The organism is Neobacillus driksii (assembly GCF_013409995.1).
In the GTDB taxonomy this organism is placed as follows: domain Bacteria; phylum Bacillota; class Bacilli; order Bacillales; family Cytobacillaceae; genus Neobacillus; species Neobacillus driksii.
Genome location: NZ_JACCBX010000008.1, coordinates 44,209 through 70,723, shown reverse-complemented (window position 1 = coordinate 70,723; position 26,515 = coordinate 44,209). Strand labels below are relative to the sequence as shown.

General features: G+C 36.3%; 21 protein-coding genes and 1 pseudogene. 20 read left to right on the top strand and 2 right to left on the bottom strand.

Going from position 1 to position 26,515, the window contains the following annotated elements:
* Positions 1-4: 4 nt before the first annotated feature.
* From F4694_RS32700 to pdxR, 7 genes are all read left to right on the top strand, one after another.
* A complete protein-coding gene (locus F4694_RS32700; protein ID WP_179600613.1) occupies positions 5-1,558 on the top strand; it encodes a response regulator transcription factor in 1,554 nt (517 codons plus the stop codon).
* A 68-nt stretch (positions 1,559-1,626) separates the two neighbouring features.
* Positions 1,627-2,928 carry an ABC transporter substrate-binding protein gene (locus F4694_RS18375; RefSeq protein WP_179600611.1) on the top strand — a complete coding sequence of 434 codons (1,302 nt, stop codon included), beginning with the start codon at positions 1,627-1,629 and terminating at the stop codon, positions 2,926-2,928.
* A gap of 277 nt (positions 2,929-3,205) precedes the next feature.
* Positions 3,206-4,252, top strand: coding sequence for a beta-galactosidase BglB (gene bglB, locus F4694_RS18370; RefSeq protein ID WP_257029314.1), 1,047 nt, complete (start codon positions 3,206-3,208; stop codon positions 4,250-4,252).
* 43 nt (positions 4,253-4,295) lie between these two features.
* Positions 4,296-5,840, top strand: coding sequence for an MFS transporter (locus F4694_RS18365; protein WP_179600609.1), 1,545 nt, complete (start codon positions 4,296-4,298; stop codon positions 5,838-5,840).
* Positions 5,841-6,246: 406 nt separating this feature from the next.
* Positions 6,247-6,774: a YceI family protein gene (locus F4694_RS18360; RefSeq protein WP_179600607.1), complete on the top strand. Its 528-nt coding sequence runs from the start codon at positions 6,247-6,249 to the stop codon at positions 6,772-6,774.
* A 289-nt stretch (positions 6,775-7,063) separates the two neighbouring features.
* Positions 7,064-7,258: a hypothetical protein gene (locus tag F4694_RS18355; protein ID WP_179600605.1), complete on the top strand. Its 195-nt coding sequence runs from the start codon at positions 7,064-7,066 to the stop codon at positions 7,256-7,258.
* Positions 7,259-7,402: 144 nt separating this feature from the next.
* Positions 7,403-8,833: a MocR-like pyridoxine biosynthesis transcription factor PdxR gene (pdxR, locus tag F4694_RS18350; protein WP_179600603.1), complete on the top strand. Its 1,431-nt coding sequence runs from the start codon at positions 7,403-7,405 to the stop codon at positions 8,831-8,833.
* A 221-nt stretch (positions 8,834-9,054) separates the two neighbouring features.
* Here the strand turns inward: pdxR and F4694_RS18345 are convergent, their stop codons facing one another.
* On the bottom strand, positions 9,055-9,510 hold the full coding sequence (locus tag F4694_RS18345; protein ID WP_179600600.1) for a YfmQ family protein: 456 nt from the start codon (positions 9,508-9,510) through the stop codon (positions 9,055-9,057).
* A 370-nt stretch (positions 9,511-9,880) separates the two neighbouring features.
* Between F4694_RS18345 and F4694_RS18340 the strand changes: the two genes are divergently transcribed.
* The 5 genes from F4694_RS18340 to F4694_RS18320 all read left to right on the top strand — a co-directional run bounded on the left by F4694_RS18340 (position 9,881) and on the right by F4694_RS18320 (position 14,300).
* The gene (locus F4694_RS18340; protein WP_179600598.1) at positions 9,881-10,456 is read left to right on the top strand and encodes a pyridoxamine 5'-phosphate oxidase family protein; all 576 of its coding nucleotides are present in this window, start codon (positions 9,881-9,883) and stop codon (positions 10,454-10,456) included.
* Positions 10,457-10,979: 523 nt separating this feature from the next.
* Complete coding sequence (locus F4694_RS18335; protein WP_257029300.1) at positions 10,980-11,939, top strand: DnaD domain-containing protein; 960 nt, start codon at positions 10,980-10,982, stop codon at positions 11,937-11,939.
* Positions 11,939-13,183, top strand: coding sequence for a replicative DNA helicase (locus F4694_RS18330; protein ID WP_179600596.1), 1,245 nt, complete (start codon positions 11,939-11,941; stop codon positions 13,181-13,183). The genes F4694_RS18335 and F4694_RS18330 overlap by 1 nt, the downstream gene beginning before the upstream one ends.
* A gap of 61 nt (positions 13,184-13,244) precedes the next feature.
* Complete coding sequence (locus F4694_RS18325; protein ID WP_179600594.1) at positions 13,245-13,670, top strand: hypothetical protein; 426 nt, start codon at positions 13,245-13,247, stop codon at positions 13,668-13,670.
* A 30-nt stretch (positions 13,671-13,700) separates the two neighbouring features.
* Positions 13,701-14,300, top strand: a complete 600-nt coding sequence (locus F4694_RS18320) for a thermonuclease family protein (RefSeq protein ID WP_306458489.1) — start codon at positions 13,701-13,703, stop codon at positions 14,298-14,300.
* Between the two features lie 213 nt (positions 14,301-14,513).
* On the opposite strand, the gene F4694_RS18315 is transcribed toward F4694_RS18320, so the two are convergent.
* On the bottom strand, positions 14,514-17,654 hold the full coding sequence (locus F4694_RS18315; RefSeq protein ID WP_179600590.1) for an alpha/beta hydrolase domain-containing protein: 3,141 nt from the start codon (positions 17,652-17,654) through the stop codon (positions 14,514-14,516).
* A 1,195-nt stretch (positions 17,655-18,849) separates the two neighbouring features.
* On the opposite strand from F4694_RS18315, the gene F4694_RS18310 reads away from it, so the two are divergent.
* From F4694_RS18310 to F4694_RS18280, 8 genes and pseudogenes are all read left to right on the top strand, one after another.
* Complete coding sequence (locus tag F4694_RS18310) at positions 18,850-19,317, top strand: hypothetical protein (RefSeq protein WP_179600588.1); 468 nt, start codon at positions 18,850-18,852, stop codon at positions 19,315-19,317.
* 242 nt (positions 19,318-19,559) lie between these two features.
* Positions 19,560-20,417 carry a DUF6544 family protein gene (locus tag F4694_RS18305; RefSeq protein WP_179600586.1) on the top strand — a complete coding sequence of 286 codons (858 nt, stop codon included), beginning with the start codon at positions 19,560-19,562 and terminating at the stop codon, positions 20,415-20,417.
* A 204-nt stretch (positions 20,418-20,621) separates the two neighbouring features.
* Positions 20,622-20,972, top strand: a complete 351-nt coding sequence (locus F4694_RS18300) for a CDP-alcohol phosphatidyltransferase family protein (RefSeq protein WP_257029313.1) — start codon at positions 20,622-20,624, stop codon at positions 20,970-20,972.
* A 278-nt stretch (positions 20,973-21,250) separates the two neighbouring features.
* The gene (locus tag F4694_RS18295) at positions 21,251-22,045 is read left to right on the top strand and encodes an alpha/beta hydrolase (RefSeq protein WP_179600585.1); all 795 of its coding nucleotides are present in this window, start codon (positions 21,251-21,253) and stop codon (positions 22,043-22,045) included.
* 1,930 nt (positions 22,046-23,975) lie between these two features.
* Positions 23,976-24,137 carry a hypothetical protein gene (locus F4694_RS31800; RefSeq protein WP_218895735.1) on the top strand — a complete coding sequence of 54 codons (162 nt, stop codon included), beginning with the start codon at positions 23,976-23,978 and terminating at the stop codon, positions 24,135-24,137.
* Between the two features lie 18 nt (positions 24,138-24,155).
* A pseudogene (locus tag F4694_RS32975) lies at positions 24,156-24,362 on the top strand (SDR family oxidoreductase); the annotation flags it as partial.
* A 248-nt stretch (positions 24,363-24,610) separates the two neighbouring features.
* A complete protein-coding gene (locus F4694_RS18285; RefSeq protein ID WP_179600583.1) occupies positions 24,611-25,174 on the top strand; it encodes a TRAP transporter small permease in 564 nt (187 codons plus the stop codon).
* 4 nt (positions 25,175-25,178) lie between these two features.
* A complete protein-coding gene (locus tag F4694_RS18280) occupies positions 25,179-26,468 on the top strand; it encodes a TRAP transporter large permease (RefSeq protein WP_179600581.1) in 1,290 nt (429 codons plus the stop codon).
* The last annotated feature ends 47 nt before the right edge of the window (positions 26,469-26,515 follow it).

The following is a 26,515-nucleotide window of genomic DNA, read 5'->3' as shown; positions in this document are numbered from 1 at the left end:
AACCATGGCATACAAAGTGTTATTAGCAGACGACGAAAAGATTATTGTTGAAGGCATTTCTAGTGCAATCGATTGGGCTGCACTTGATTTGGAGCTTGTGGCAACGGCGAAAAACGGGATTGAGGCATATGAAAAAATTGTCGCCAATGAGCCTGACATTGTTATCAGTGATATCAGAATGCCTGGGATGGATGGTCTTAGTCTTGTAAAGAAGGTTTACGAAAATGATCCAACGGTGAAATTTATTCTATTGTCCGGATTCAGTGAGTTTGAATATGCAAGGACCGCCATGCATTATGGTGTCAAGAATTATTTGTTAAAGCCATGTAATGTGGAGAAAATTACGGCCGCACTTGGGGATGTACTAAATGAATTAAGGGATAAAAAGGACCAGGATACATTTATCCGTCAACTTCGTGAGAAATATGAAAAAGCTCGGCCCTATATGAAAGCGCAATACCTCACAGAATTCTTGTTAAGTAAAAACCATTCAAATGAGGATTTATACTTCTATCAGCTGCTTTTTGATACCGAAATGAATAATAAACAAGTCAGGCTGATTCTTTTCAAACTTGAAGGTGAATTTTCTTATGAGCATTTGTTTGCGATCAAAAATATTGGCGCAGAAATATTTACTTCTCCCTTGTTAAATACCAATATTGGGGAATATGAACTTTTTCTAATCGAAGATAATCAAAATTTGGAAAAGCTTCATGATCAAATTGGTAGAATAAGAGAACTATTTCGTCAATACTACAAAAGCGATACCACTGTAGCCATAAGCGATGGGGATAAAGTCCAAAACGTCAGAAGTTTGTACCGTGAAGCAATCGAGTGTTTGGAGCACCGTTTTTATTTGGGGGAAGGAAGTATTATTAGCAAAAAAGATATCTTACCAGCTCAAACAGATTTCTCTAAAGATTTTATCATGGATGAACAGCAGATTGTTTTAAAAATCAAGTCAGGGCATTTGAAGGATGTTGGTGACGAACTTACCCGTATATTTGAAAAAATGGCTGATTTGCGGATGGGTATTCATATGACAAAATCATATTGTATACAGCTCTACATGACCATTGTCCAGACTGTTGATACAGAGAGTATGCAAGACTACCTTATGGGGACATCCGCATTGTTGGGCATGGAAACAGTGCAGCAAATTCAAGAATACATCGAAACAACCGCAAAAAAAATAACGATAGACTACTATAATAGGTTTAAGTCCAAACAGGTTTCCGTCATTAGTAAAGTAATAGACATTGTGAAAGAGAATCTGGGTAATCCTAATCTTTCCCTTAAAATGGTAGCAAATAATATCCTTTATATGAATCCTGATTATCTAGGTAAACTGTTTCGGCAAGAAACGGGGCAAAGATTTTCAGCCTATCTTACGAAACTTAGGATTGAAAAGGCAGTGGATCTTATAGTGGAAATGGACGATGTTAAGATGGTAACACTTGCGGAAATGATTGGCTTTGGTGATAATCCACAATATTTTAGCCAGGTTTTTAAAAAATACACTGGCTATACACCATCTGAATACCGAAAAGCTACCTGAATTTAGGGGTCGCTGGCAAAGAGCGGGAGAATGAATGATATAAGCTCTTGTCAAAAGGGGGATAAATCTTGAGAAAGTTTGGCTTGTCATTAGTAAGTTTACTGTTACTCCTTTCCTTCACAGCATGCAGTACAAGCAGTGAAGAGGATACTGAAGGCAGTGTTGTCAATGGAAATAAAAAAGTCACACTTAGAGTCGCCTGGTGGGGAGGACAACCAAGACATGATTATACGATGAAAGTGATTGAAATGTATGAGAAGAAAAACCCAAATGTGAAAATTATAACGGAATATGCCAACTGGGATGATTACTGGAAGAAGCTTGCGCCAATGGCTGCAGCCAGTCAGCTGCCAGACGTTATACAAATGGATACAGCCTATCTGTTTCAATATGGTAAAAAAGATTTGCTCGAGGATTTAACGCCGTATCTAGTAGATGGGACGATTGAAACAAGCACAATCGATGAGTATGCGATTTCTGGCGGATTGATGGCTGAAAAATTATACGGGTTCACACTTGGTTCCAATGTTCTTACTGTTATAACCAATGATGATATGTTAGATGAAACCGGCATTAAAGTGGAAAATGAAAACTGGACCTGGAACGAATTTGAGAAAATAGCACTGGATATCCAAAAAGGTACGGGGGAGTATGGCACGAATGGAATGAATCCTGCACATGTATTTTTTCCATATTATTTAAGGACACAAGGTGAGCGGTTTTACAATGAAGATGGTACCGGTCTTGGCTATTCGGACGACCAATTATTTATTGAGTACTTCAAAAGGCAGCTTCGATTAGTGGATGCCAATGCTTTCCCCACTCCAGATGTCGAAGCACATATAAAAGGACTTGAAGATGAATTTATTGTTGCAGGAGAAGCAGCAATGACTTGGAACTGGTCCAATCAATTTTCAGCATTTGCCCAGGCGGCTCAAAGCTCTTTATCACTTCATCTACCACCAGAGCAGGCTAAAGAGAACGCTTTATTTTTAAGACCTAGTATGTTCTTTTCCATTCCAAAGAGTTCGAAGCAAAAAGAAGAAGCTGCCAAGTTCATCGATTTCTTTGTAAACAATGTAGAAGCGAATAAGTTAATTAAAGGTGACCGTGGAGTGCCGGTATCTTCGAAGGTCGTCAAAGCAATCAAGCCGGAATTGGCAGAAGAGGAAACCAAAATCTTTGATTATGTTGAAAAAGCTTCTCGAAATGTAAGCGCATCCGACTCTCCTGATCCACTGGGCAGTGCAGAAGTAATAAAAGTATTGCAAGATTTATCTGAACAGATTTTATTTAATAAGATTTCACCTGAAGATGGAGCAAGGTTATTTAGAGAAAAAGCAGAAAAAATTCTTGGAATGAATAGGTAATCAAGATAGAGATCAATTGAGTAAACCAGCCCATGTGCTGGTTTTTTTGTGGTCTAAAATTGGGTAAGGAATTTTCAATCTTTTGGAATAAGTATGTTTTTTAATACTAGACCTCTGTTATTTTAATTGTTCTGATTAAGCGCTTTCCTTACAATCGATGTATAGCATTAAAACGTTTTCAGGTTTAAAAGACAAAGTTCATTCATTTGGAGGGATTATTGTGATACAGGCTAATGTCATCGAAAAGAAAGAGATTATTCAATACATAAATTTATTAATGAATAATCTAACAGAAATTAAAGATCAAACAGGTGAATTTTTACTTCATTTTGACGGCTTAATCGTTGACGATAAAAGCTGGCATGTTTGGAACTGGCCTCAAGGTGTAGGGCTCTATGGAATCTATAAATATTGGAAATTGACCAAGGATCAAAAAGCTTTAGATATTATTAATGAATGGTTTCATGCAAGATTCGAAGAAGGTGTTCCTCCTAAAAACGTCAATACAATGGCACCATTTTTAACATTGGCATTTTTATATGAGGATACCAAGAACAAGACTTATCTGCCACATTTAGAGGAATGGGCGGAATGGGTTATGAATGATATGCCTCGTACTTGCGAAGATGGTCTTCAGCATATGACCTATGGACCAGAAAACAAAAATCAGCTTTGGGATGACACATTAATGATGACCGTGCTGCCATTAGCGAAAATTGGAAAACTGCTAAACAAACCAGAATACTTAGAAGAGGCCAAAAAGCAATTTCTCATCCATATCAAATATTTAACAGACAGAAAAACAGGTTTATGGTTCCACGGCTGGACATTCGAAGAAAATCATAATTATGCCGAAGCACTTTGGGCAAGAGGAAATTGCTGGATTACGATTGCGATTCCCGAGATTATTGAAATCTTGGAATTGAAAAAAGGCGATTTTCTTCACGATTTCCTAATCGATACATTGAACAGGCAAATCGAAGCTCTTGCTAAATACCAAAATGTAAGCGGATTATGGCATACATTAATTAATGATTCAACCTCTTATGTAGAAGCATCTGCTACAGCAGGATTTGCATATGGAATTTTAAAATCGGTACATAAGGGATATGTTAGCCAGGATTATAAAGAAGTAGCCTACAAGGCCATTCAGGGACTCATCAATGAAGTGAATAAAGAAGGTGCATTACAAAAAGTATCAGTCGGAACAGGGATGGGAGATACACTTGATTTTTACAAAGAAATCAGAATCACCACGATGCCATATGGTCAATCCTTGGCGATCTTAGCATTAGCAGAATTTCTTAATACTTATATTAGTTGAAAAATAGGTTATCACATCTTTTCAAATAGAAGGAGAAGAAATAATGAAGAGACAACCGAAGTTTATTAATTATTTGTCTTATGGTTTAGGTGACTTTTTAGGGGCAGGAGCCTTTGCACTAACAGCTGCATGGTTACTTTTCTTCTTAACAACTTTTTGTAATTTAACGGCTGTTCAAGCTGGTTCTATCTTCGCGATTGCTCGAATTGTCGATGCCATTGCAGCACCAACAATGGGGTATATAACCGATAATTTTCATAAAACAAAACTAGGCCGCCGTTTTGGCAGACGTAAATTCTTTATATTGGCTGCCATTCCACTTGTGCTGGTGTATACATTAATTTGGGTTGATGGATTTAATTACTGGTATTATTTATTAACCTATATATTGTTTGAACTTGTGTATTCAATGATCTTAATTCCCTATGATACTCTTGCAGCCGAAATGAGTAATGACTATAAAGTACGTTCAAAGTTTACGGGTGCAAGAATGTTCGTGGCGCAAGCTTCTGCTGTATTCGCAGCATTTATTCCTGGTAGACTTGTAGAAGCATTAGGGAAAGATGATCCTCTGACATTCTTATATTCTGGCATCATTTTCACAGTAATATTTTTAATTGTTTTAACTCTGTTATACAAAAATACCTGGGAACGACCACTTGATGAAATACCTGTAGAAAAAACGATAAGTAAAAGAACGTTCGTTCAAAATGTTCATAAGATTTATGCCGACTTGTTCTCAACCTTACGTGTAAAAACATTCCGTCACCATCTAGGGATGTATTTAGGAGGATATTTAAGTCAAGACGTATTCAATGCAGTATTTACTTATTTTGTTGTCTTTGCGCTCATGCAAAGTGCTGTTGATGCTTCTAACTTACTAACGTTTATGTATGCCATGCAGATATTTGGTGTATGGATTGCTCTTACATTAACGATTAAATTGAATCCTGCACCGGCTTTTAGAACAGCAATTTTCTTCTTTATTGCTGGAATTGTTGGATTCATTGTATTGAAATATACTGGTACACTAAATAGCACCGCTTTATTGTTTGTCATGATTGGAATTTGTGGTTTGGGCCGTGGTGGTTTGAACTACATTCCTTGGAATAACTACGCCTTTATTCCAGATGTAGATGAAGCGTTAACAGGTCAAAGACGTGAAGGGGTCTTTGCCGGTGTCATGAGTTTAATCCGGAAGGGAACACAAGCGTTGGCTGTCTTTTTAGTAAGTGTGGCCTTGCAAGAAGCTGGCTTTGTATCCGGACAAGGATCTCAACCAGAATCAGCTGTAAATATGATTATTTCTATCCTGTTGTTTGGTACACTCATCTTTTTAGTGGGAGGATTAATTATCTCCTATCGTTACAAATTAACAAAAGAAAATCATGTTATTCTCCTAAATGAGATTGAACGGTTAAAAAATGGCGGCTCAAAAAAAGATGTTACACCAGAAGCCCGTCAGGTTTTTGAACAATTAACAGGCTGGGAATATGAAAAAACATGGGGAAATAACAAGATAGGGTATGAGAATCTCATAAATTATAAAGAAAATCTTACTAAATCAAAACATAAAAAAGCAGTTTAACAGTACAAAGTAAACAATTTTAATTTCTTAGCCGTATCACATCAAATGGATGTGTACGGCTTTTTTAAAATATTAAGACCATTACAAGTTATGCTCTTATCTCTGATTCTTTTAAAAACTGGAGAGGGACTATTGCCACAGCCCTTAATTCTATGGCGTCTTTTTGTATGTTGGTTTGTTAATTTTGTTGATCAAAAAATAAAATCATAAAGTGTTGACACTTTAAATGATTATATGGTAAATTTATCTCAAGTTAAAAATAACTGAATTCGAGATAACTCATTTAAGAATAATAATGGGTTTGAGGATTTCAGCTGATTACCAAAAAATATGTGTGTAAACATTTTTTTTGGATAAATATCTCGATTTCGAGGCAACTATAAAAACAAAATGGGGGAATTTTAAAATGGCAAAATGGACAGTAGACCAATCACACTCAAGCGTAGGATTTGAAGTAAAACACATGATGGTATCTAAAGTGAAAGGACAATTTGAATCTTATATAGCAGAAGTAGAAGCAGCAGATTTAACAGATTTAACTTCAGCTTCCATTGCATTCAAATTGGACGTTGCAAGCATCAACACACGTAACGACGATCGTGATAACCACTTAAGATCTGCAGATTTCTTTGATGTAGAAAATAACCCATCGATTGATTTTATATCATCTAGCATTACAAAAGATGGAGATAACTATCGTGTAACTGGTGACTTAACGATTAAAGAGGTAACAAAACCAGTAACATTTTCTGTTGAATTTAATGGTAAAGGTACAAATCCTTGGGGCGTAGAAGTTTATGGATTTGAAGCAGAAGCAAGAATTAACCGTGAAGTATTCGGTCTAACTTGGAACGCAGCTCTTGAAACAGGCGGCGTACTTGTTGGGAAAGACATCAAAATTAAAGTGGAATTAGAAGTTAACCCAGCAGCATAATTTTATTCGGATGTTAACGATTCAAACTGGACCGGGCGGATTCTGCCCGGTTTTTTGTATTTGCTAGGAAAGAAAGCCGTTAATGCCTCTTTTAAAATAAAGGAATTTAAGGTTACAAGTTAATAAAGTGGATGGGTAAAATAATTATTAATTGGATGGTAACTAATATAAAGATATATATTATAATATAAATTATTTAGAGAGTTGGCTATCATTAAGAAGAATGCAAATCTAGTTAACTACTTAAGCTTATTATTAAGTAGTTTAATATTACGTTTAGAGGTGGAACATGAGTTTTATGTATGTTTTGGTCATTATTATTTTATTAATAGCAATTGTTTCGACACTGCTAATCACAGGAAAAAGTGATGAAAATTATAGAGGATCGACAAAAAGAAATACCACAAACTTAACGTTAATTTATGTTGTGGTTATTACCTTATCTCTAATTTCACTTGGAGTCTATATTAGATTTTTCGCATAAATTATATTGTTTTGTTACCTATTGACTCAATAATTCGGTAGGTTATTTTTTTATAGTTTTTCTGGTAGGGAATAACTCTAGAGTAAAAACGTGAAATAGAAAAATAATATAAGTAGAAAAATAAAATCATAAGGACTGTAGTCAATGGATTGGAAACCAGATCGTAAGGCTAAAAAAGCCATCTATAAACAGGTTGCTGAATATATTGAAAATGGAATTGCCAATGGTACATTTCCGCCTGATAAACCATTGCCATCAGAAAGATACTTAGCTAAGGAACTTAACGTAAACAGAAGTACAGTGGTTTCCGCTTATGATGAGTTAGAATCCAATGGGCTGATTCAACGAAATAGAGGAAGCGGGACAACCATAAGCAAGGATATCTGGGGGATTACGAAGAAACGTATTCCGAGCTGGAACAGGTACATAGAGGCAGGATCATTTTTACCAAATTTACCTGTTACCCAAAGGATCCGAAAAGAAGCAGTTGAACATAAACTCATTAATTTAGCCAGTGGAGAACTATCAGAAAATCTGTTTCCATTAGATTCTTTAAGACAAATAACCGCTTCTAGATCATTTATCGGAAGCTTAGGATATGATCATCCACAAGGCAACCTTATTCTTAGGGAGACCATTACAAAGCATGTAAAGCAATTTCGGAGAATTGAATCCGATCCTTCTTCGATATTAATTACATCTGGCGCGCAGCAGGCGTTACACCTTGTCGTTCAATGCCTGTTAAAGCCTGGAGATGCCGTTGCTTTAGAGGACCCTTCCTATAATTATAATCTTCCAATTTTTAAATCAGCCGGAATAAAACCATATTTTCTTTCCGTTGATAAGGATGGAATAAACCCAGAAGAATTATTAACTTTACATAAAAAACATCGAATTAAAATGATATTCTTAAACCCTTCCTTTCAAAATCCTACTGGGACCTTACTTACGGAAAACCGAAGGAAAGCGATTTTAGAGCTATCTTCTGAACATGGGATTCCGGTAGTGGAAGACGATCCCTATAGTTTAACCTCATTTTCAGGGGAAGAGGTTACAACATTAAAATCAATGGATACTCATGGCAATGTCTTGTATATAAGCTCTTTATCAAAGATTGTTGCTTCTGGGTTAAGGATTGGTTGGATTATTGGACCAAAACCAGTCATTGAAAGACTATCCGATGCGAAACAACAAATCGACTTCGGGCATGCTAGCTTTACTCAATGGATTGCAAATGATTTTTTAGAATCAGAAAGTTTTCACTCACATCTCAATAGTTTGGTGAAAGAGTTAAAAAAACGAAGGGATCAAATCATTACTAGCCTTACGTTTTATTTAAAGGAACAAGTTGAATTTTCAATCCCTCAGGGAGGCATTCATTTATGGTGCCGGATAAAAAAAGACTTTAACGAAATGCAATTACTGGAGGAATCTATTAAAAGGGGAGTTATTTATGTCCCTGGTTCCACGATGGGATCCAAAAAGGGATTTGTGCGATTTACATTCGCTAGGGAAGATGAGGAGTCAATACATGAAGGAATTAAAAGGTTTGCAGAAGCTCTTCATTCTCTTTAACAGCAATTTCAGCTTATATTTTACTTTACCAAGAATCATGATTTAATCGTGGTTCTTTTTATTTTGAAGTAAACATGGTTTCATTCGGTGTAGGTTTGTATGGTATGTGGATCTGCTATATTGGAGTATTAAATTAGAGCTGCTCAAAAATCCTGAACAGCTTCTATTTGTATGCGAGCACATGACAAGGTATTGGGATATTATTGTACATCAATTTTGTCTTATATTACATCCTTAGTTATAACCCTGTCAGATAAAGTGGAATTTTGTAGATTTTCAGATCTAAGATTATAAGCAATTACTTTCTTATAGGACTGCTTGACTACATACACGTAATCAGTCAAACAATAAACAAAGATTCTACTATCATTTTCCCCTCTTTTTAAATTGATAACAAATGGAGCAACATTGGTCTCTGGATGTAAAAATAAATTTTCTTTGCCTGGAAAGATATCATATTGTTTTAAAAAAGTAGCTTCATTAAAATTTTCAATCAATCGAATTTTTTCTTCCTCTTCTAAGAGCTTTTCAATATAAGTTACAGTAACATCTTTTGAATTAAGTTTTTGATGAAGTGCAAATCTACTAAAAATCCATTCCACAACTGCACTTGGAGGACTCATTACCATTTTAAGCACAATTCCGAGTAATACCGAAAGTGCAATGGTCCATGTCATATTTATCGACTCCTTTAATCGAATTTACTTGTATGTACTCGTTTTACTCTTTTACTTTTAGATTATCACAACTATCATAAAGGAATTTTTCATGTAACGAACCATCCAATTCATAAGGAGTTTTGCCAACCACTTGCTTTGCAATTACATCACTTTTAAGGAATGTGAAATTGTTGAAAACAATGCCAAGGATGTCATAGATCGGAATATTAATTAGAATAACAGATTACTACTTACGGAGCAGTTGAAGAGATACATTGTAAAGTAACATAGTTTTGGTTGTGGTAAAATATGTTATTAGTACTGACTTGTAACTTTTAGGAGGTTCTAATATGATTTTTAACTTTTGTTAGATGAGGAGGAATTTAATATGGGAACTGTTTATTCATCGATACTTCCAAAACACGAAGAATTTATAAGAAAACAACGGATTTTTTTCGTTGGTTCAGCACCTCTAACAGCAGATGGTCATGTTAACATTTCACCGAAAGGTCATGATGTATTAAGAATTTTTTCCTCAAATGAGGTAGCTTATTTGGATTTAACTGGTAGTGGAAATGAAACAAGTGCACATTTAAAAGAAAACGGTAGAATTACTTTTATGTTTTTAGCTTTTGAAGGACCTCCTATGATTTTAAGGCTTTATGGCAGCGGTAATGTGATATTACCTGGCACACCAGAATGGACTGATATGGCGAAACATTTTGATATACTTCCTGGTGCTCGACAAATTATACATGCAAAGATTGAAACAGTAAAAACATCATGTGGATATAGTGTACCGTTCTACTCATACGATGGTGAACGAGATACTCTTCAACAATGGGCTACCAATAAAAGTGAACATGACTTAGAGGAATATCATAAAAAGAAGAATTCTATAAGTATGGATGGGATCGTTACACCGATTGGAGAAAGGTTAGCTAACTATAATAATGGTAAATAATCCTTTTTGCATTTACGGGGGTTATAACCGTATTTTCTGATGTTTATTCTCTATCGTCTAATAAGGTTAAAAATTGTGCTAGTGTCTTTTTTTATATCGATAAGGATTTGAAGAGTTTGACGATACGTCCATGGAAATTTTACGATACGTGGGCAAAAAGAAAAAGAAAAAGAAAAAGAAAAAGAAAAACAACAACAAGAAGATTTTTACCCAAATAAGAGAAAAATCCAAATAGATAAAAATAAGCTGACATATTGTTTTCACAAAAGAATATTTACTAACTTTAAAACACTCACAAATGTTGAACTATCAATGTTTGTGAGTGTTTTTGTATGAAAAATGTATCGAGTAGCCAAACCATTCAGATCAGTTGTATGGAGTTTAAATCAACAGTCATAGGAACCTTTATTTCCATTGTCACAAATCATTCACATCTGAAGGAATATCACCCTGTCCGTTTTCTTCCTTTTTCTATATATACAGGGTGAAAGTACTCTTAAGTAAAGAAAGGTTAGTGATGAAGATGGCAAAGTTTAGAATCGTACGTAATGAATTTTGGAAGAACCCGATTGTTCTGGAAGAGATGACGCCAGAGGACAAGTTATTTTACCTTTACATCCTTACGAATCCAAATACGACTCAAATTGGAATCTATAAGATTACCATAGGACAAATATCATTTGAGTTAGGGTTTTCCAAGGAGACTGTTAATTCATTACTGGAACGTTTCACCCACCATCACAAGGTAATTCGATACAATCCTGTGACGAGAGAACTTGCGATTAGAAGCTGGGGGAATGACAACCTGAATAAAGCAGGAAAACCAGTCATGGATTGTATGATAAGTGAATTAAAGAAAGTAGAGGATACCTCACTGATTCAATATGTGTCAGAAACGATTGAGAAACAGGAAATTCGTAGTTTGTATAGATCTTTTTGTGATCACGAAATAACGGTTAACGACCAGGAGGATATCAATCAAGATGAAGACGATACATATTTAGATTTTGACCTTGAAGAGGTTGATGGTGTGGTTTCTACTAGACAAATAGAAAACCAACATCAAAATGCTCCTTTTCAAGATTTAGAGAATCATTTAGACATCGGAAATCCTATGCAGCAGAGTCGAAACGATGTGAAAGAAATTATCGAGTTTTGGGATGCAAATGGATTTGGTTTTACAAATGTCAGTGCGAAACAGCAGTTATTAGCTTGGTTAGATGACTCTAGTTTTTTACAGCCGAAAGCGATGATTTTAAAAGCGATGAATATTGCCTGTGCCAATAACAAGCGAAGGCTGAGTTATGTCGTTGGAATTCTGAAAAACTGGGAAAATGAATCGTTACTGACCATTGAAGAAATTGATTCCTACCTTGAAAACCAAAAGCCCGTTGTAAGACAAAAGCAATCAACTCAAGGTGTTCCTTCCGGAAGAGCGATACCTGCTCGATTTGAACTTGATCTTACGAGAGGTGAAGAGTGATGAGTATAGCAGAAAAAGCATTTTTAGGAAGCTTGATGAAGGCGGAATACCTGCTTAAGGATACGGTAATCCAGCCTGAACAGCTGGAAAATACACGGCATAAAGATATCATGCGAAGAATGCTAGAGTTAACCCATGCCGGCAAGAATATTGATTTGATCACGTTTACCACTTTGCCCGACCTTGATGCACTAGGTGGAATGTCTTACCTTTCTGAGCTGTTATCGTATGCGGATCTTGTGAAGTTTGACGGAATGGAGAAGCTCATTCTTGATCTGTGGAAGGAACGGGAAAAGAGAAATATTTTAACAATTGCCTCCATGAATGATTGGGAGATTGCTAAGGTAATGGGAGAATTGGATAAAATTAACCAAGCAAGGATGGACGATCACACCTCCTTACAGCAGGCGTTATCAGATATTTATGAGGCACCATGGGAGGATCCACTAATGCTGAGAAGTGCAACAACCGGTATTAAAGAACTTGATAAAGTGACGGGAGGCTTTCAGGGCGGAGAAGTGACCATCTTAGCAGCTAGACCATCAATGGGAAAAACCGATGTCATGCTTCATTTTGCTAAAATGTCGGGTTGGGCGGGTTATTTACCACTACTATTCTCCCTGGAAATGCCTGAAAAGCTAATAACCTCCAGATTAGTTGCTTCGACAGGGGGATTTAACCGTGGAAAAATGCGAGATCCAAAAAGAATGCTAAGTGAAGAGCAAAAGAATAAATGGTCAGATGTAATGGGAGATCTAACTGAAACGCATATTCAAATTTTTGATGGGTCCGTACAAACGATTGCGGAAATGAGAGCGAAAACGAGAAAAATGATGAATCAATTTCCACAGAAGAAACCAATCCTTTTTATCGATTACCTAACATTGATCCATTCTGGTCAATTTTACGGTGGGAATTCCCATCAACAAGTAACGGAAATATCCAAATCTCTTAAAGCAATGGCGAAGGATTTTGATTGCCCCGTTATTTGTTTGGCGCAGCTGAATCGATCGGTTGAATCAAGGGCAAATAAACGGCCAATGATGTCTGATATTCGGGAATCGGGCAGTGTGGAACAGGATGCGGATGTCATAATGTTCCTATATCGTGAAGCGTATTATGACAAGGAAGCTGAGAATCAAGCCCTTGAAATCATTGTTTCGAAAAACCGCAATGGTCCTGTCGGAACAATCGCAGTGAATTACAACGAGCATACAGGAAGAATAGAAGACCACAAGGAATAGTGTCACCTCCTTGTGAACATTCATATAGCCATTAAAAAATAAATGACCGAGGTGTAACCACATGCTTGTAAAAGACGCTTACTTAGATAGTTTACGTTTTGAAGAATCTGCATTGGCCCACTATATTCATCATTTACTAATAGAGAAGAAAATATCATTGGATGACGATATGACTAAGATCAACTTAGAACAGGCTGATCATCAGATAGTAAAGGAAATGATTCAAAACAATGTATTAGGCATTTATAAAATTCGTGTCTACTCATTGAAGATGAACCAAAAGGATTTTGTATTTATCTTTGCAACCAGCGAGCAAGCTGCCATCAAGTTCTATTGCGAAAAATTCCATCTAACCCCATTGAACTGTCACGAATATTCACTAGATTTTCAGATTGCTAGAGGAAATGATGTGATTTCGTTTCGGGATATGAAGAAGGATTGGAAGTGTTTTCCTGCCATAGCGGGGTTTTTTGTGAAGCCATATTAGATAGGAACTTGAATGCCAGGGGGAATATTTATGAGAAAACGAAAGGGTGGTATTGCCATGATCGCAGCAGCTACCTGTATTGCATTCTATTCCATGCCTTCACAAAAAGAAGAAACTGCACCAGAGAACTCCCTTCAGATGACTGAAAATAAAGGAAGTGAAGTTCCTGTTAAGTTAATAAATATCATTGATGGCGATACCATTAAAGTGAATGTTAATGGAAATATGGAAACGGTACGCTATTTATTGATCGATACACCAGAGTCGAAAAATCCAAATACGTGTGTCCAATTCTATGCAAAAGAAGCATTCTTACGGAATAGCGAGCTAGTGAAAAGCGGAAAGTTAACCTTGGAGTTTGAACAGGGAAACATGAGAGATTCCTACGGACGACTGTTAGCCTATGTTTTTGTCGATGGAGAATCGATTCAAGGAACGCTGCTAAAAGAGGGCTACGCACGAGTGGCTTTTATCATGAATCCACCCTATAAATACCTTGAAACATTTAGGAAGGAGGAGAATCTAGCAAAAGAGGGGAAAATCAATATCTGGAGCAGAGAGAATTATGTGACAAACTGGGGATTTAATGGGTGTTTGCATGAAAAACAAATAATGGGGTGGATTTTTTAAGGGAATTTATATAGATCATGAATGTTTTAACAAGTGGGGTATTTTGAGAGGATGATATCATAATACAAAGAGCAAGTGGAGAAAACGGTGTGTTTTTCTCCACTTGCCTTATTTTAGGGACTTATCGGACAGCACCGTTATTTTGCTCAAAATGTGCTTATTTGGTTGTACGTATTTTAGATGTACACCAAAGAATACATTTTTTTCTTCATTTTATTTTTTATCCCAAGATGTTGGGTTATTGGCAATTACATTTTTGTAGGAATCGGCAACTGTTTGAGGAATTAAGTCCTCAATCAGTAATTGATTAACGGAAGCGTTCATTTTATTAACCCAGTTTTCCCTTGTTCCATATAGCGTTTTTAGTTTGTCAGCGCTAAACATGGTCATAAAATCACTTTGCACCATGTAAGTAGCTAATGGATTATCAGCAAGAGGATGACGGATACCACCTATAACATTGCCATGATCATCTCTTGGGAATTTACCTGTTGCTGGATCAACGTTTATCCATTTATCGTCAGCAGCAGGGAAGTATTGCTTTGGATCTGCATTTGGATTATTTTTCCTTGCAACTGCATAATCATACAGATTTTGCATCGCACCACTTACAAACATATCAATGTGCAAATCACTCTTAATAGTATTTGGCAGCGAGCTGGTCGGGTATTTTCTTGGATTTACCCCAGCCTTAACAAGTGCATCATTGTTTTGAATGATCGGTGAGATGGCATCTGAGTGAGGTGCACCTGATACTTCATAAAGTCTGAAGATATCATGCTCACTGTTTTGGTCCTTTTTGGTTTTATAAGAAGGGAATAGACCTGCACCTTCTTTGAATCCAAATTCGGCTTGCGACATAACTACCATGGTCGGAACACCCATTGCCTTATAAATGGATTTCGGACTTGGGTCATTTGCGGTTGGAATTACCGCTGTTGGCTGAATCGCAGTTGGAATCGCTCCAACCCAATTATAATAGCCATCAAACATGTATTCTTTTGCTTTTGCATTATACAAGTATGGCTGGAACACATTGGTATACGTATTCAAATACATACCAGATTGGCTTTGGCCTCCAAGGAATACAAATTCAGGTTTGGTTCCAAGGATTTGCTCGCTTTGTTCTTTGTCATTTAGTGCGACACCCAACTGTGACAGCATATCCCAGAATAGACCATTTTCGTAAACTCCAGGCTTATCAGCTTCCCAATCAATGTCTGAATACCGTACAGGATCAAACTTTTTCAACGCAGTTACATTTACATTTTTAGATGTTATGCCAATATAAGCATGCCCATTTTCCATGTAATATTCCCAGCTTCTTCTCCATGTATCTTCCATATCAGAATTATTGGAGGCATTGAGAATATCGATATAAACTGCTCCGGAGAAATCTTTCATATCCTTAGGCATCCGCACAATGATTCTGTTTGTATAATCATGTGGTCCGGATTTGATCGTTGGAACATCATTACCTTCAACTTTTCCTAACTCATAAACATTGGCATTCCCTGATAGAAAAAATTCCTTTTCGGTATAATCATAGTCCCCCCAAATGTCGACAGCGCCGACTGAATCCAGCATAGAATTATAAGGGTGGCTTAGGTGTGGATTTGCCGCAACATCTGGTTCTTCTTGGTGGAAACCAATCGCTTCATAATCAAAAGGCTTTTCCACGATTTTGGTTGGCTTTTCATTGGCGATTGCGTAAATTTTTTCAGCATCAGGTCCGCCAAAGCCTTTCTTTTCCTCTGCATAATTGACAAGCTTGTCAAAGCCTTCTTGTAAAATATAGCCTTCATCCAATAGTTTTTGAGCTTGTTTAATAAACGGCTTCTTGTAATCTTGATCATAATCAGGATACAATTCTGCGATTTTATCAGCCGTAAAGAAGACCATGCTGCCATTTGATTCAAAAGGAAGTCCATTTCTGCTGGCAAAGTACGTTGCAATTGGATACTCCATTTGTGGTGCACGAATGCCGCCTAATGCATTTCCGTGTTCATCTGTTTTTGGAGTATATACTGTTTTGCCATTTGTAGTAGTTTCATTAAAGTTAATCCATTTATCTTCAGCAGATGGAGCAGGGACCCCCTCAGTTGCCCATTTATGCATGTTTTCCTGTGCAGCATTTACATAGATTTGGAGATTTAAATCGCTTTCATAATTACCCGGGTCATATTCCTTTGGCGGTCTGCCAGTACCGTTACCAAGAGCAATTTCAGCACTGTTCGGAATAACCGCTAGGGTAGGGTCAGTATGCGGAGTACCAGCTACTTCATAAAATCTAAACTTGTTTTTTGCAGTAGAAGAGTCTGGCTTTCTTTCATATTCTGCCATATCAGATATCCCAGGCATTCCTGGTAAGTTAGCAAACTTGTGTTCAAATTCAGACATGATTACCATATAAGGGACACTCGTATCTGAATAGGTAGTACTAGGTTGTGGTCCACCCGAATTTACATAGGTTGTTCCAGGTCCGACTAGATTCATATATCCGTCAAACATGGGCTTTCCTTTATAGGAATTTCCAAGGATATCATCAAATAAGGTGATGTAAGTATTTAAATACATTCCTGATTGGCTTTGACCTGTTAAGTAAACATTTTCTGGTTCTAGCCCGCCTAATAGGTCGCCAGCACTATTGCTGCGCAGTTTAGAGCCTAATTGGGAAAGCATGTCCCAGAACAGACCGTTTTCATCTTTACCATTTACCTTCCAGTTTAAGTCTGCATATCTTGTAACGTCGAATTTCTTTAATGCATTAACGGTATTGGTTTTCGAAGTTATACCAATATAAGCATGTCCCTCATTCATATACCAATCATAACTTCTGCCCCAAGTATCTTCTAAGTCGACACCGCTGGAAGCATTTAGAATATCTACATATACTCGACCAGAGAATTTAGAAGGATCTTGTGGATATCTTACTAAAAGTCTTGTCGTGTAATCATTGTTCGAGGATATGATATATGGATCATCCTTCTTATTGATGCTATAAATATTACCTTTGCCGGACTGGAAAAACTCCTTTTCTTCGTAGCCGTAGTCATTCCAAATGTCTACATGGCCACTGGAACTATACATGGAGCTAAATGGGTGACTAATATTAGTAGGCTCGCTGTGGAAAGTCATGCCATCACCATAAGGAATTTCTTTAATTGATGGAATTGTTTGTATAGATTTCTTTATTTTACCGAAATCTTTGTGTGCATCTGCATTTACTACTGCAGACTGTACTCGCAGGTCACTATGTTTCGCTGCCGTTGCCGAGAGGCTTCCGCCACTAAGAAGCCCAAATAACAATGTTGCTGAAAGAACAGCTTTGGTAACCTTTTTACCAATTTTCATAATATCCCTCCTTGTTTTTTTTTCTTCGTTTAAACTGTATGTAACAATCACACCCCCATATATTAGAAACTAATTTCATTTTTTTGGTGTAAACGTTTCCAATGATTTTAATTATAAAAGTCTAAAAAATTATTTAGCATAGGTTTTTTTTAGGAAAATTTGTGTTTTTTTAAAAATATTCAAACAATTTGACTCTCTTAGTTAAAAACCTTTCAGAAAATTGGAATCCACAACGGTATTAAAACCGGAAGAAATGTCTGGTAATTTGTCTATTTATCGGTATCTTCATTTTGAGAGGAAAATGAATGGAGGAAAATTATTCAGGGATTGTCTGTTGTTTATCTGATTTCTTTTAGTATCTTTTATGTGGTAGATCCTTACTGGATTGATTTGCAAATTGAAAATAAAGTAGGGTATTTACAGATGCACTTGGAACAACAGTACCCAGAGGTACCGTGGGTAATTGCAAAGCAACTTATTACATTTAAAAGATGAATAAAAATTTTTAAAATTTCTGATTTCAATGGAACTAAATATTAGTAGGAGTATACTCTTAATCATTTTTAACTAATGGCGGTGATCCCTAAGCAAGGCATCGCTGCTTCTTTTTGAATTAACTGTGAGGTAAGTTGAGGAGTATAACCTAAGAAAAAAGCCGCTTTATTCATAAGACACGAATCTAAATTCCTAGTGAAATGAAAGAAAAGTTGGTTGCATTTAAATAGTTGATGCATCCAAAATAGAAGGTGCCTGACACTTATCTTTAGAATCACCTCATAAAGATAAAAGCGAGTTGGTCATAAGTTGCCAACTCGCTCTTTAAATGCCCCTGCCAAGGAATACTATTTTACCATAAATGATTAGTAAGTATATATAGGTATTGAGGTTAGGTATATAATATGAGCAATAAAATTGATAAAAAGTTGGAAAAAAGTTTAGTTAAGAATGCTAAGTGGATTAGAAAATTTGCAAAGTGATCTGAGGAAAAAACAACACCAAAACACCAGTGGTTTGAAAAAGCCTGATTGATTGCTTTGTTGGTAGAACGGATACCTGAGAATCTTGAATACATGTTGCCTTTAATAAAGGTGCCACCCCTAAGAATATTCACAGTTCCTCCATAACTTACTATCTTGAAATTTTTGAAATATTGTAAAATTAATCTGATAACACAATCTTTCAGGAGATGATTCTAATGATTGTGAAACAACAGAAGTCTTTTGCGTGTCATTTGTTAATTTTTTTACACATTTTTCTTGGAATAGGTGCTCTTTTTGGTGGAGGTGTATTGATTGTTTCTCCTGATGGTTCGATTTTGTCAATGCCTTTGAAGATGTTACAAAATAGCCCCTTTAATAATTTTCTCATCCCTGGACTTATACTATTTGTTGGATTGGGCATTCTCCCACTAATCACTGCAATTTTCCTTATCTCTGAAAAGCCATTAAAAACCGCTGAAAAACTCAGACTCTATAAAGAAACACATTGGTCATGGAATAGTTCGTTGTACCTCGGTTTTATCTTAATCATTTGGATTACGGTCGAATTGTATATGATACAAGGAGTAGCGTTTATTCACGTTTTCTACATATTCCTGGGACTTATAATTCAATCTATTACTCTTCTCCCATCTGTTATAGAGCACTACACCAACAATAAATAATTTAAAATTTTAATATTAACAAGTAACTTTTTTAAGACCCACTAACCCAAGATGGTGCCCAAGAAAAGTTAAATGTGAAGCGTGTGATCACTGAATTAGTCCCTATCAATATGATCTTCTGCTTAGTGACAATTAATAAGGCGACAAAGAAATTACATAGAGAGTGATTTCAAGAAAAATTGGTTCTTCTAGGTCTAAAAAGAATATAGCAAAATACACCCGCTTAAGAAAGAAGGGTCACCATGCCAAAATGGATAATCGTATTATTAATTGTTATCGCCTTAATCCTATTTTTATCGGTTGCAATCTCTAGAATAGCCAAGGTTTTGTTTTTAAAGGGTGCAGAAAAAGAAGTTATTAGTCTATTTAATGGTATTGAGGGAGAGAGGACAAAAACAATTGATAAAGATGACATTAAAGACCTACCGTATCCAGTGAAAAATTGGTTAACGAATTCCAATGTAATTGGAAAAGAAAGAATAAAAACCGTTCGCCTCAAACAAGAGGGAAAGATGAGAATAAAACAAAATGGTCCATGGATGCCATCTAAGGCAGAGCAATACTTTACAGTCGAAGAACCGGGGTTTGTTTGGATAGCGGATGTTAAAATGGCACCTTTGGTTGATTTGTCAGGAATGGATACTTTTAAAGCTGGAAAAGGGAAGATGAAAATAAAACTCCTCTCTTTATTCCCTGTTGTGTATTCAGAGGATCCTGAAATGGATTCCAGTACAATGATGCGTTACCTTGCTGAAATGATGTGGTTTCCAACTGCAGCACTAAGTCCTCATATAAAGTGGGAAAAAATTGATCGAAACTCCGCTAAAGCAACAATGGAACATGAAGGTCTATCAGTCTCTGGCGTATTTCATTTTAATGAAAAAGGAGACATTCTCCAGTTCGTGGGAAAAAGATATAAAGAAGTTAATGGAAGATACATCTTAAGTGATTGGGGAGGAATAAATAAGGAATTTAAAGAATTTGACGGCATACGAATACCAAGTAAGTCTGCTGTTACTTGGTTTGAGGAAGATGGAGAATTTAATTGGTTTGAGTTAGAAATCACTGAGTTGCAATACAATAAGCCGGCTCTTTATTAGCAAAAACATTAAGAAGAAATCTTTTAGTTATGTATTTTAAAGTGCGTTAATCCCTGGAAATAACGCATTTTTGGTGGTTATATTCGCTTTTTCTTATTCAAGTATCAGGCAGGATTGAACTCGAATGAAGAAATAAAAAATACAAAGGGTGATTAGATGTGATTGGTTTGCTTAATCTTAGCAGCTTCGTGCCCCGGGAAGTTGATGAAAGCAATGCCAAATTGCTTATCGTTTAGCAGAATCATTTTTTCTTTATTTTTGCTTTTTGTTCAACCGTTAAGTGCATCCTTTTATGCCATATATATTTTTTGTGGCTTCAGTGATATTATGGATGGGTTTATTGCAAGAAGAACTGGGAAAACTAGCAGTCTTGGAGAAAGGCTTGATTCTATGGCTGACATGGTTATGACAGTGGTATTATTTGTTCTACTCTATCCAATCGTAAATCCTAAAGCCGAAATCGTCATTTGGATTATTTCAATTATTTTTATCAGATTAGTATCTATGGTGGTAGCGCTAAAAAACCTTCGCAATCCTTCACACTTACGGAAATAAATTTACAGGAATCATATTTCCTATAATGCTTCCCTTTGTTTCGATATCTCTATTGATGTATATAATTTGTTTTGTGGCAAGCGTATCGGCAGTCGAGGAATTAATCATTCAACTGACATCAAGTCAACTGCAAATAAATAAACAAAGTATATTCTTAAAATAAGCCTATTCCAATTAATATTCTAAAAGAAATATACAAAAAACCGAGGATTCTTGCACATTAATATTGAAAAGTGAGGGGGTTATACAATAGGCAGATAAATAGGAACTTGGTGAGGATGGTAGATAAAAGTATGATGGAACTATTTAGAAGTATTTTAAAAATATTGATGTGGGTTTTGGTTGTTGGCTTTGGGTGTAACTTCGTAATGCAGACAATAAGCTATTCCTTTTATAAAGGTGCAAAGAAAATGGAAGAGAATGACTTTAACCCTGAGTATATTCAGTTTAGCGAAAAACTGTCGGGTTATGGTTATAATCTTCTAAGTGAATCTGATAATATTATTCTATTTTTTGGCGGTTCAAATTATATTGCTTTTAATTCTGTCGGATCCTTTGGTGGAAAATTTTATTGTCCATTTATATCTGCTGATTTCTATGGAAGTCAGAACAGTAAAGGCAAAATGAATTTAAAATCAATGCAGAATACTGCAATAGATTTATATGATTGGACAAAGATTAATTATCCTAATAAAAATATAGTTGTTATGGGACATAGTTACGGAGCAGGAATAGCTGCTTATCTTGCAAGTGTTAGAAATTGCGATAGCCTTATTCTTATGGCGGCATATCGTGATTTATCGGATTTATATAACAAGATTATTCCGATTTTCTGGGGACCTGCCAAAGTGTTTATATCAAATGATATTAGACTGATTGATTATGCTCAAAATGCTAATTTGAATACCTACATAATCGGCTCAAATTCAGATAAAACGCTAAATGCAAGCCTGCAGTATAAAGTAAAAGATTGTTTTGCAAATGCACACATAAAGATATTCGATGGTGTGAACCACGAAAACTATCTTAAGAATGAGCAAGTCATAGAATTTATAAACGAGATACTTCAGTAATTTGCTAATGCCAATTTGTCGATGAGATTTCATATAATCGTATTTGTAATTAAGACATTTTCTTTCTTATTAGAAGAACGTGAAAGGGTTTACTTAAAGTAAGGTGTGTTAATCCAAGGTGGATTTACCCTTATTTCAATCGATTCACCAAGCCAAATTATACTAAAAGTTGCCAGCGCTTAATTCAGTCCAATTCATATTTGTTCCAAGTTATATAGTATGACCCGCTCCAGTATGCAAGTTTCAAGGAGCGAGTTTCCTTATGGCTTAAAATAACTTCATAAAATTCCTAGGGTAGATGAAGTACTTAGGGGAGAAGTCCTCGAGCCATGGAACGTGCTGCACTTTATTCGATCCTCCTACCAACACAACTTGCGTTGTGTTAGAAGAGAAGGGGAGTTCGCTTTATTCGCCAGAACGTCGTTATTAATTTATGCTAGTAGGAAATGTGCTTCTCTGGTAGAGGGCCTTTTAATCGAGATACTCTGTCCAGAATACCCGAATTATCTGGTAACTGTGTCACTACTACGCCTAGCGTCTCTATGTCCTTTACTAAGTCCCCTGTAGTAGGGATAACGATGTTGTCAATGGTAATTCCTTTGTAGGTTTGTGGTTGTCCAACTTTCCAGATTGCAAAAATCATGTTCATGTTTATATCACTCCTTCTTAAGATGGAAATAACACAACCCTTTGAAATGAATTTGTCAATACAAGAAATAAAATTTATTGCCGTGATTTTTTCACCTTACATAAGAAGTTTCAAATAATTTACAAAATGCTATAAAATCACTCTCAGAAAATGTAGTTTATTTTTCAATTATCACTGCTTCGATATGTTTGTTTAGATATTTAGCAAATTCAGTATTGTTTTTAAAACTCAACCGGAGTAACTAATATCCATTCGAACGTTATAAGTATTTTAATTTTTCTGGGCACTCTCAAATCTTTTTTCACACTCGAGACAGTGGATTTTTTATTATATTCACTAGAATGGTTCGAATCCTGACTAGACGCCCTAATAGGAGGTTATTTTTCTATATTTTTCGAGGTGGCTGCTGTCAAACACATTTAAAGGATTAGTAATCTTTCCGAGCCTACCCCTGTCTCTGATAAGGTGCAGTACTTGACCATTCACGACTAATGATATTACCGAAGAAAGAATGACGCAGTCCCGCCAACGTTCTTACTCTCACAAGGGTTTGACGGTGATTGAACCGGTGATTGTTACCGGTGATTGACACGTTAACTTACACAGTTTCCGCCCAGTATAAGCCGTATATTTGATTAAAAAAATCATGATATACGGCTATTTGTGATGCGTACCGGAAAGGTGCGCTTATTTTTTATAGTTCGGGCTTACGTTTTTTTATTAATAAGCAGTTTAATCGTCTTTTTTGTGTAAAAAACATTTGAATCCTCCTCATATTTTGATCTAAGAATAAACAGCCCTAACTTATCCGTTTCCAAGTTCTAATTCTTTCAATTACTTCTAACAAAATAAAAATTAGAAAACTATACTCAAAGTTTTGTGAGTTGGTATTAATTAGGGGAATTTGAGTACCGTTCCCATATTTTACAGTCTGAATAAGGTAGTAAAAACAAAAAATTCCAACCGAATCGGTAATTGATTAAGAAGAATGGTTAAACTATAATTCAAACATGGACAGAAAATAAAGAAGATTGTAAAAATTCTATCAATTGCAACAAAAAGAAAGATCCATTCAATTTTAGGAGGATGAAAGAATATGAAATTAGGAATCTATGCCGAAATGCAAAACCCAGAATAATACAAGAAACCACCTAGCCAATCCAATGCTCTTTTTTTTAGAAATACGCTTAGTCAATTTGCAAAAGGTGTGACAGTCATAACCACACAAAGTAAGGGACAGCTAATAGGCCTAACAGCAAATGCTTTTTTCATCCCTCTCACTTGATCCTCCACTCATTTTTAACCGTAGAGGTCTTTGATGTGGATTCGATTAAAAACTGTATCCATATCATTTTAGAAAAATGGGGAAGAATTGATGTTTTAGTCACTAACATAGGTGTTCGTAAAGAAACATTGATCGAAGACATTACAACAGAAGATTAGAATCATCTATTATCCGTCAATTTTGGCGGAACGTTTTACTATTCTCAAAATGTGTTGAAGATGATGAAAGAACAAAACAGTGGCCGAATTATAAATATTTCCTCTTTCAGAGGACAAGCAGGGCCATTAACTTCGGGTGCCTACTATTGTGCGTCGAAATTAGGGCCATTGGCCTTAACGAAACATTTCGCAAGGCAGATCAGGGCATCAGAGGGGATACAGTAGCAATAGCTAACATGCTACACCTGAAATGGTGAGCTTGCTAAACTAGATTGAATTTTTTGATAAAAAGTCAAAGGAAGAATCGCTATTTCCGATTAGAAGCGTCCATCGGCCGTCCATTTTCCTTGTTGGAAAAATAAGGAGATCGCAAGTAGTGGTGAAAATCGAAGATATTGAATTGAGAAGGAAGGATTGTGATAAGCGTCTTTCCTGATAAAAAAGCATAAAACAATATACATGGAGGTGTGAGAATGGATAGGGATCAATCAATTCCAGTCATAGATGATCAGGCAAAAGTGACTGTATATGATCAAACCATTAAAAAGACAAAAGCAAAATCTATCAATCTATTTTTTACCATGATCGATAAGATGAATGAGGCTTTGGCATGGATTGCAGGTGCAGCAGTTGTCTTATTAATGCTATTAATTGTTTTTAATGCCATCAAACGGATGTTTTCAGATCCTTTTGCTGGAACCGTGGAGATAGCCACTTGGCTTGGAGCGATTTCAGGTATTTTTGCACTTGGGTATGCACAATTGCATAAAAGTCATGTATTTATTGATCTGTTGATTAACAAATTCCCCGAAATGGTCAGTAAGATCATTCACACCCTTGTGAATATCGTGAGTGCCCTATTTTTTCTCGTAGCTGGATGGCTTATATTCCAGCATGGGTTGAATATGATGGGGAGCGGAGTGGTATCTGAAACCTTGCGAATTCCATTTTATCCTATTGTCCAACTATGTTCATTTGGATTCATTGGGATAGTTCTTGCCATCATTAAAGAAACGATCTTCATTTGGAAGGAGTGACAGAATGGATCCAATATTATTATCCATCATCGGAATTATCATTATGTTTGTGTTGATGTTTCTTCGCATGCCGATTAGTTTTGCGATGTTTATTGTCGGGTATGTTGGGTTAATCTTGGCAGCTTCTCCTAAGGCAGCCAACAATGTACTAAGTGCTGATTTATGGAGTCAGTTTACGAGTTATTCCTTAAGCGTTATTCCTTTGTTCATCTTAATGGGTGAAGTGGTATACCGAACAGGAATTGCAGAAAAGCTCTTTTATTCGGCCTATACATGGGTAGGTCATCACAGAGGCGGGATGGCAAGTACTACGATGTTAGCGAGTGCTGTCTTTGGTTCTATTAGTGGTTCTAACTCTGCAACAGCCGCTACGATTGGAACGATGGCGTTACCAGAATTGAACAAATATAACTATAATAAAGCCCTAAGTACTGGTAGTATCGCTACAGGAGGAACGTTAGGCGTTATTATCCCACCTAGTACGGTGTTAATCGTATTAGCGTTACAGATGGAGCAATCGGTACGAGATTTATTTTTAACGAGTATTGTTCCGGGAATTCTATTAACCATTTTATTGATTTTGACGATTGTGTTTATTTGTTGGAAAGATCCGAATCTTGGCCCTGCTGGGGAAAAGACGAATATGAAAGAACGGATTCGTTCATTAAAAGGAGTCATTCCAATTGGCATTTTATTTGTATTTGTTATTGGCGGTCTGTTCTTAGGTTGGTTTACACCAACAGAATCAGCTGCCTTTGGTGCCTTTGGTTCCATTGTTCTTGCTCTTATTATGCGTAAATTAACGTGGAAGAACTTTAAGGAATCAATCGCAAGTACGTTACGTTCATCGATTATGGTATGGATGCTCATTGTTGGGGCGATGGTGTTTGGACGGTTCTTAGCGATTACGAGAATGCCTTTTGATGTGGCGGAATGGGTGAGTGAATTGGCCGTGCCTCCTGTCGTTATACTCCTTGCCATTCTTTTCATCTTTATCATTGGTGGAGCGCTTATGGATGCAATGGGCTTCTTAACCATTGCCTTACCGATATTCTATCCTACAGTGCTAGCTTTAGGATACGATCCGATTTGGTTTGCCATCGTCCTTTGTGTCGTAACGAGTCTCGGCGCGATCACTCCACCAGTAGGAGTAAATGTATTTGTCGTCCAAGGGTTAACACCTACTACACCAATCACGACTATTTTTAGAGGAACATCCTATTTTCTTATTCCATATTTTGTGTTTATTGGTTTGCTCATTCTATTCCCGCAAATCGTGACGTTTATTCTTTAGGATGAATCGTCTGACCTGCATGATGGATAAGGGGAAAAGAGTTTTAG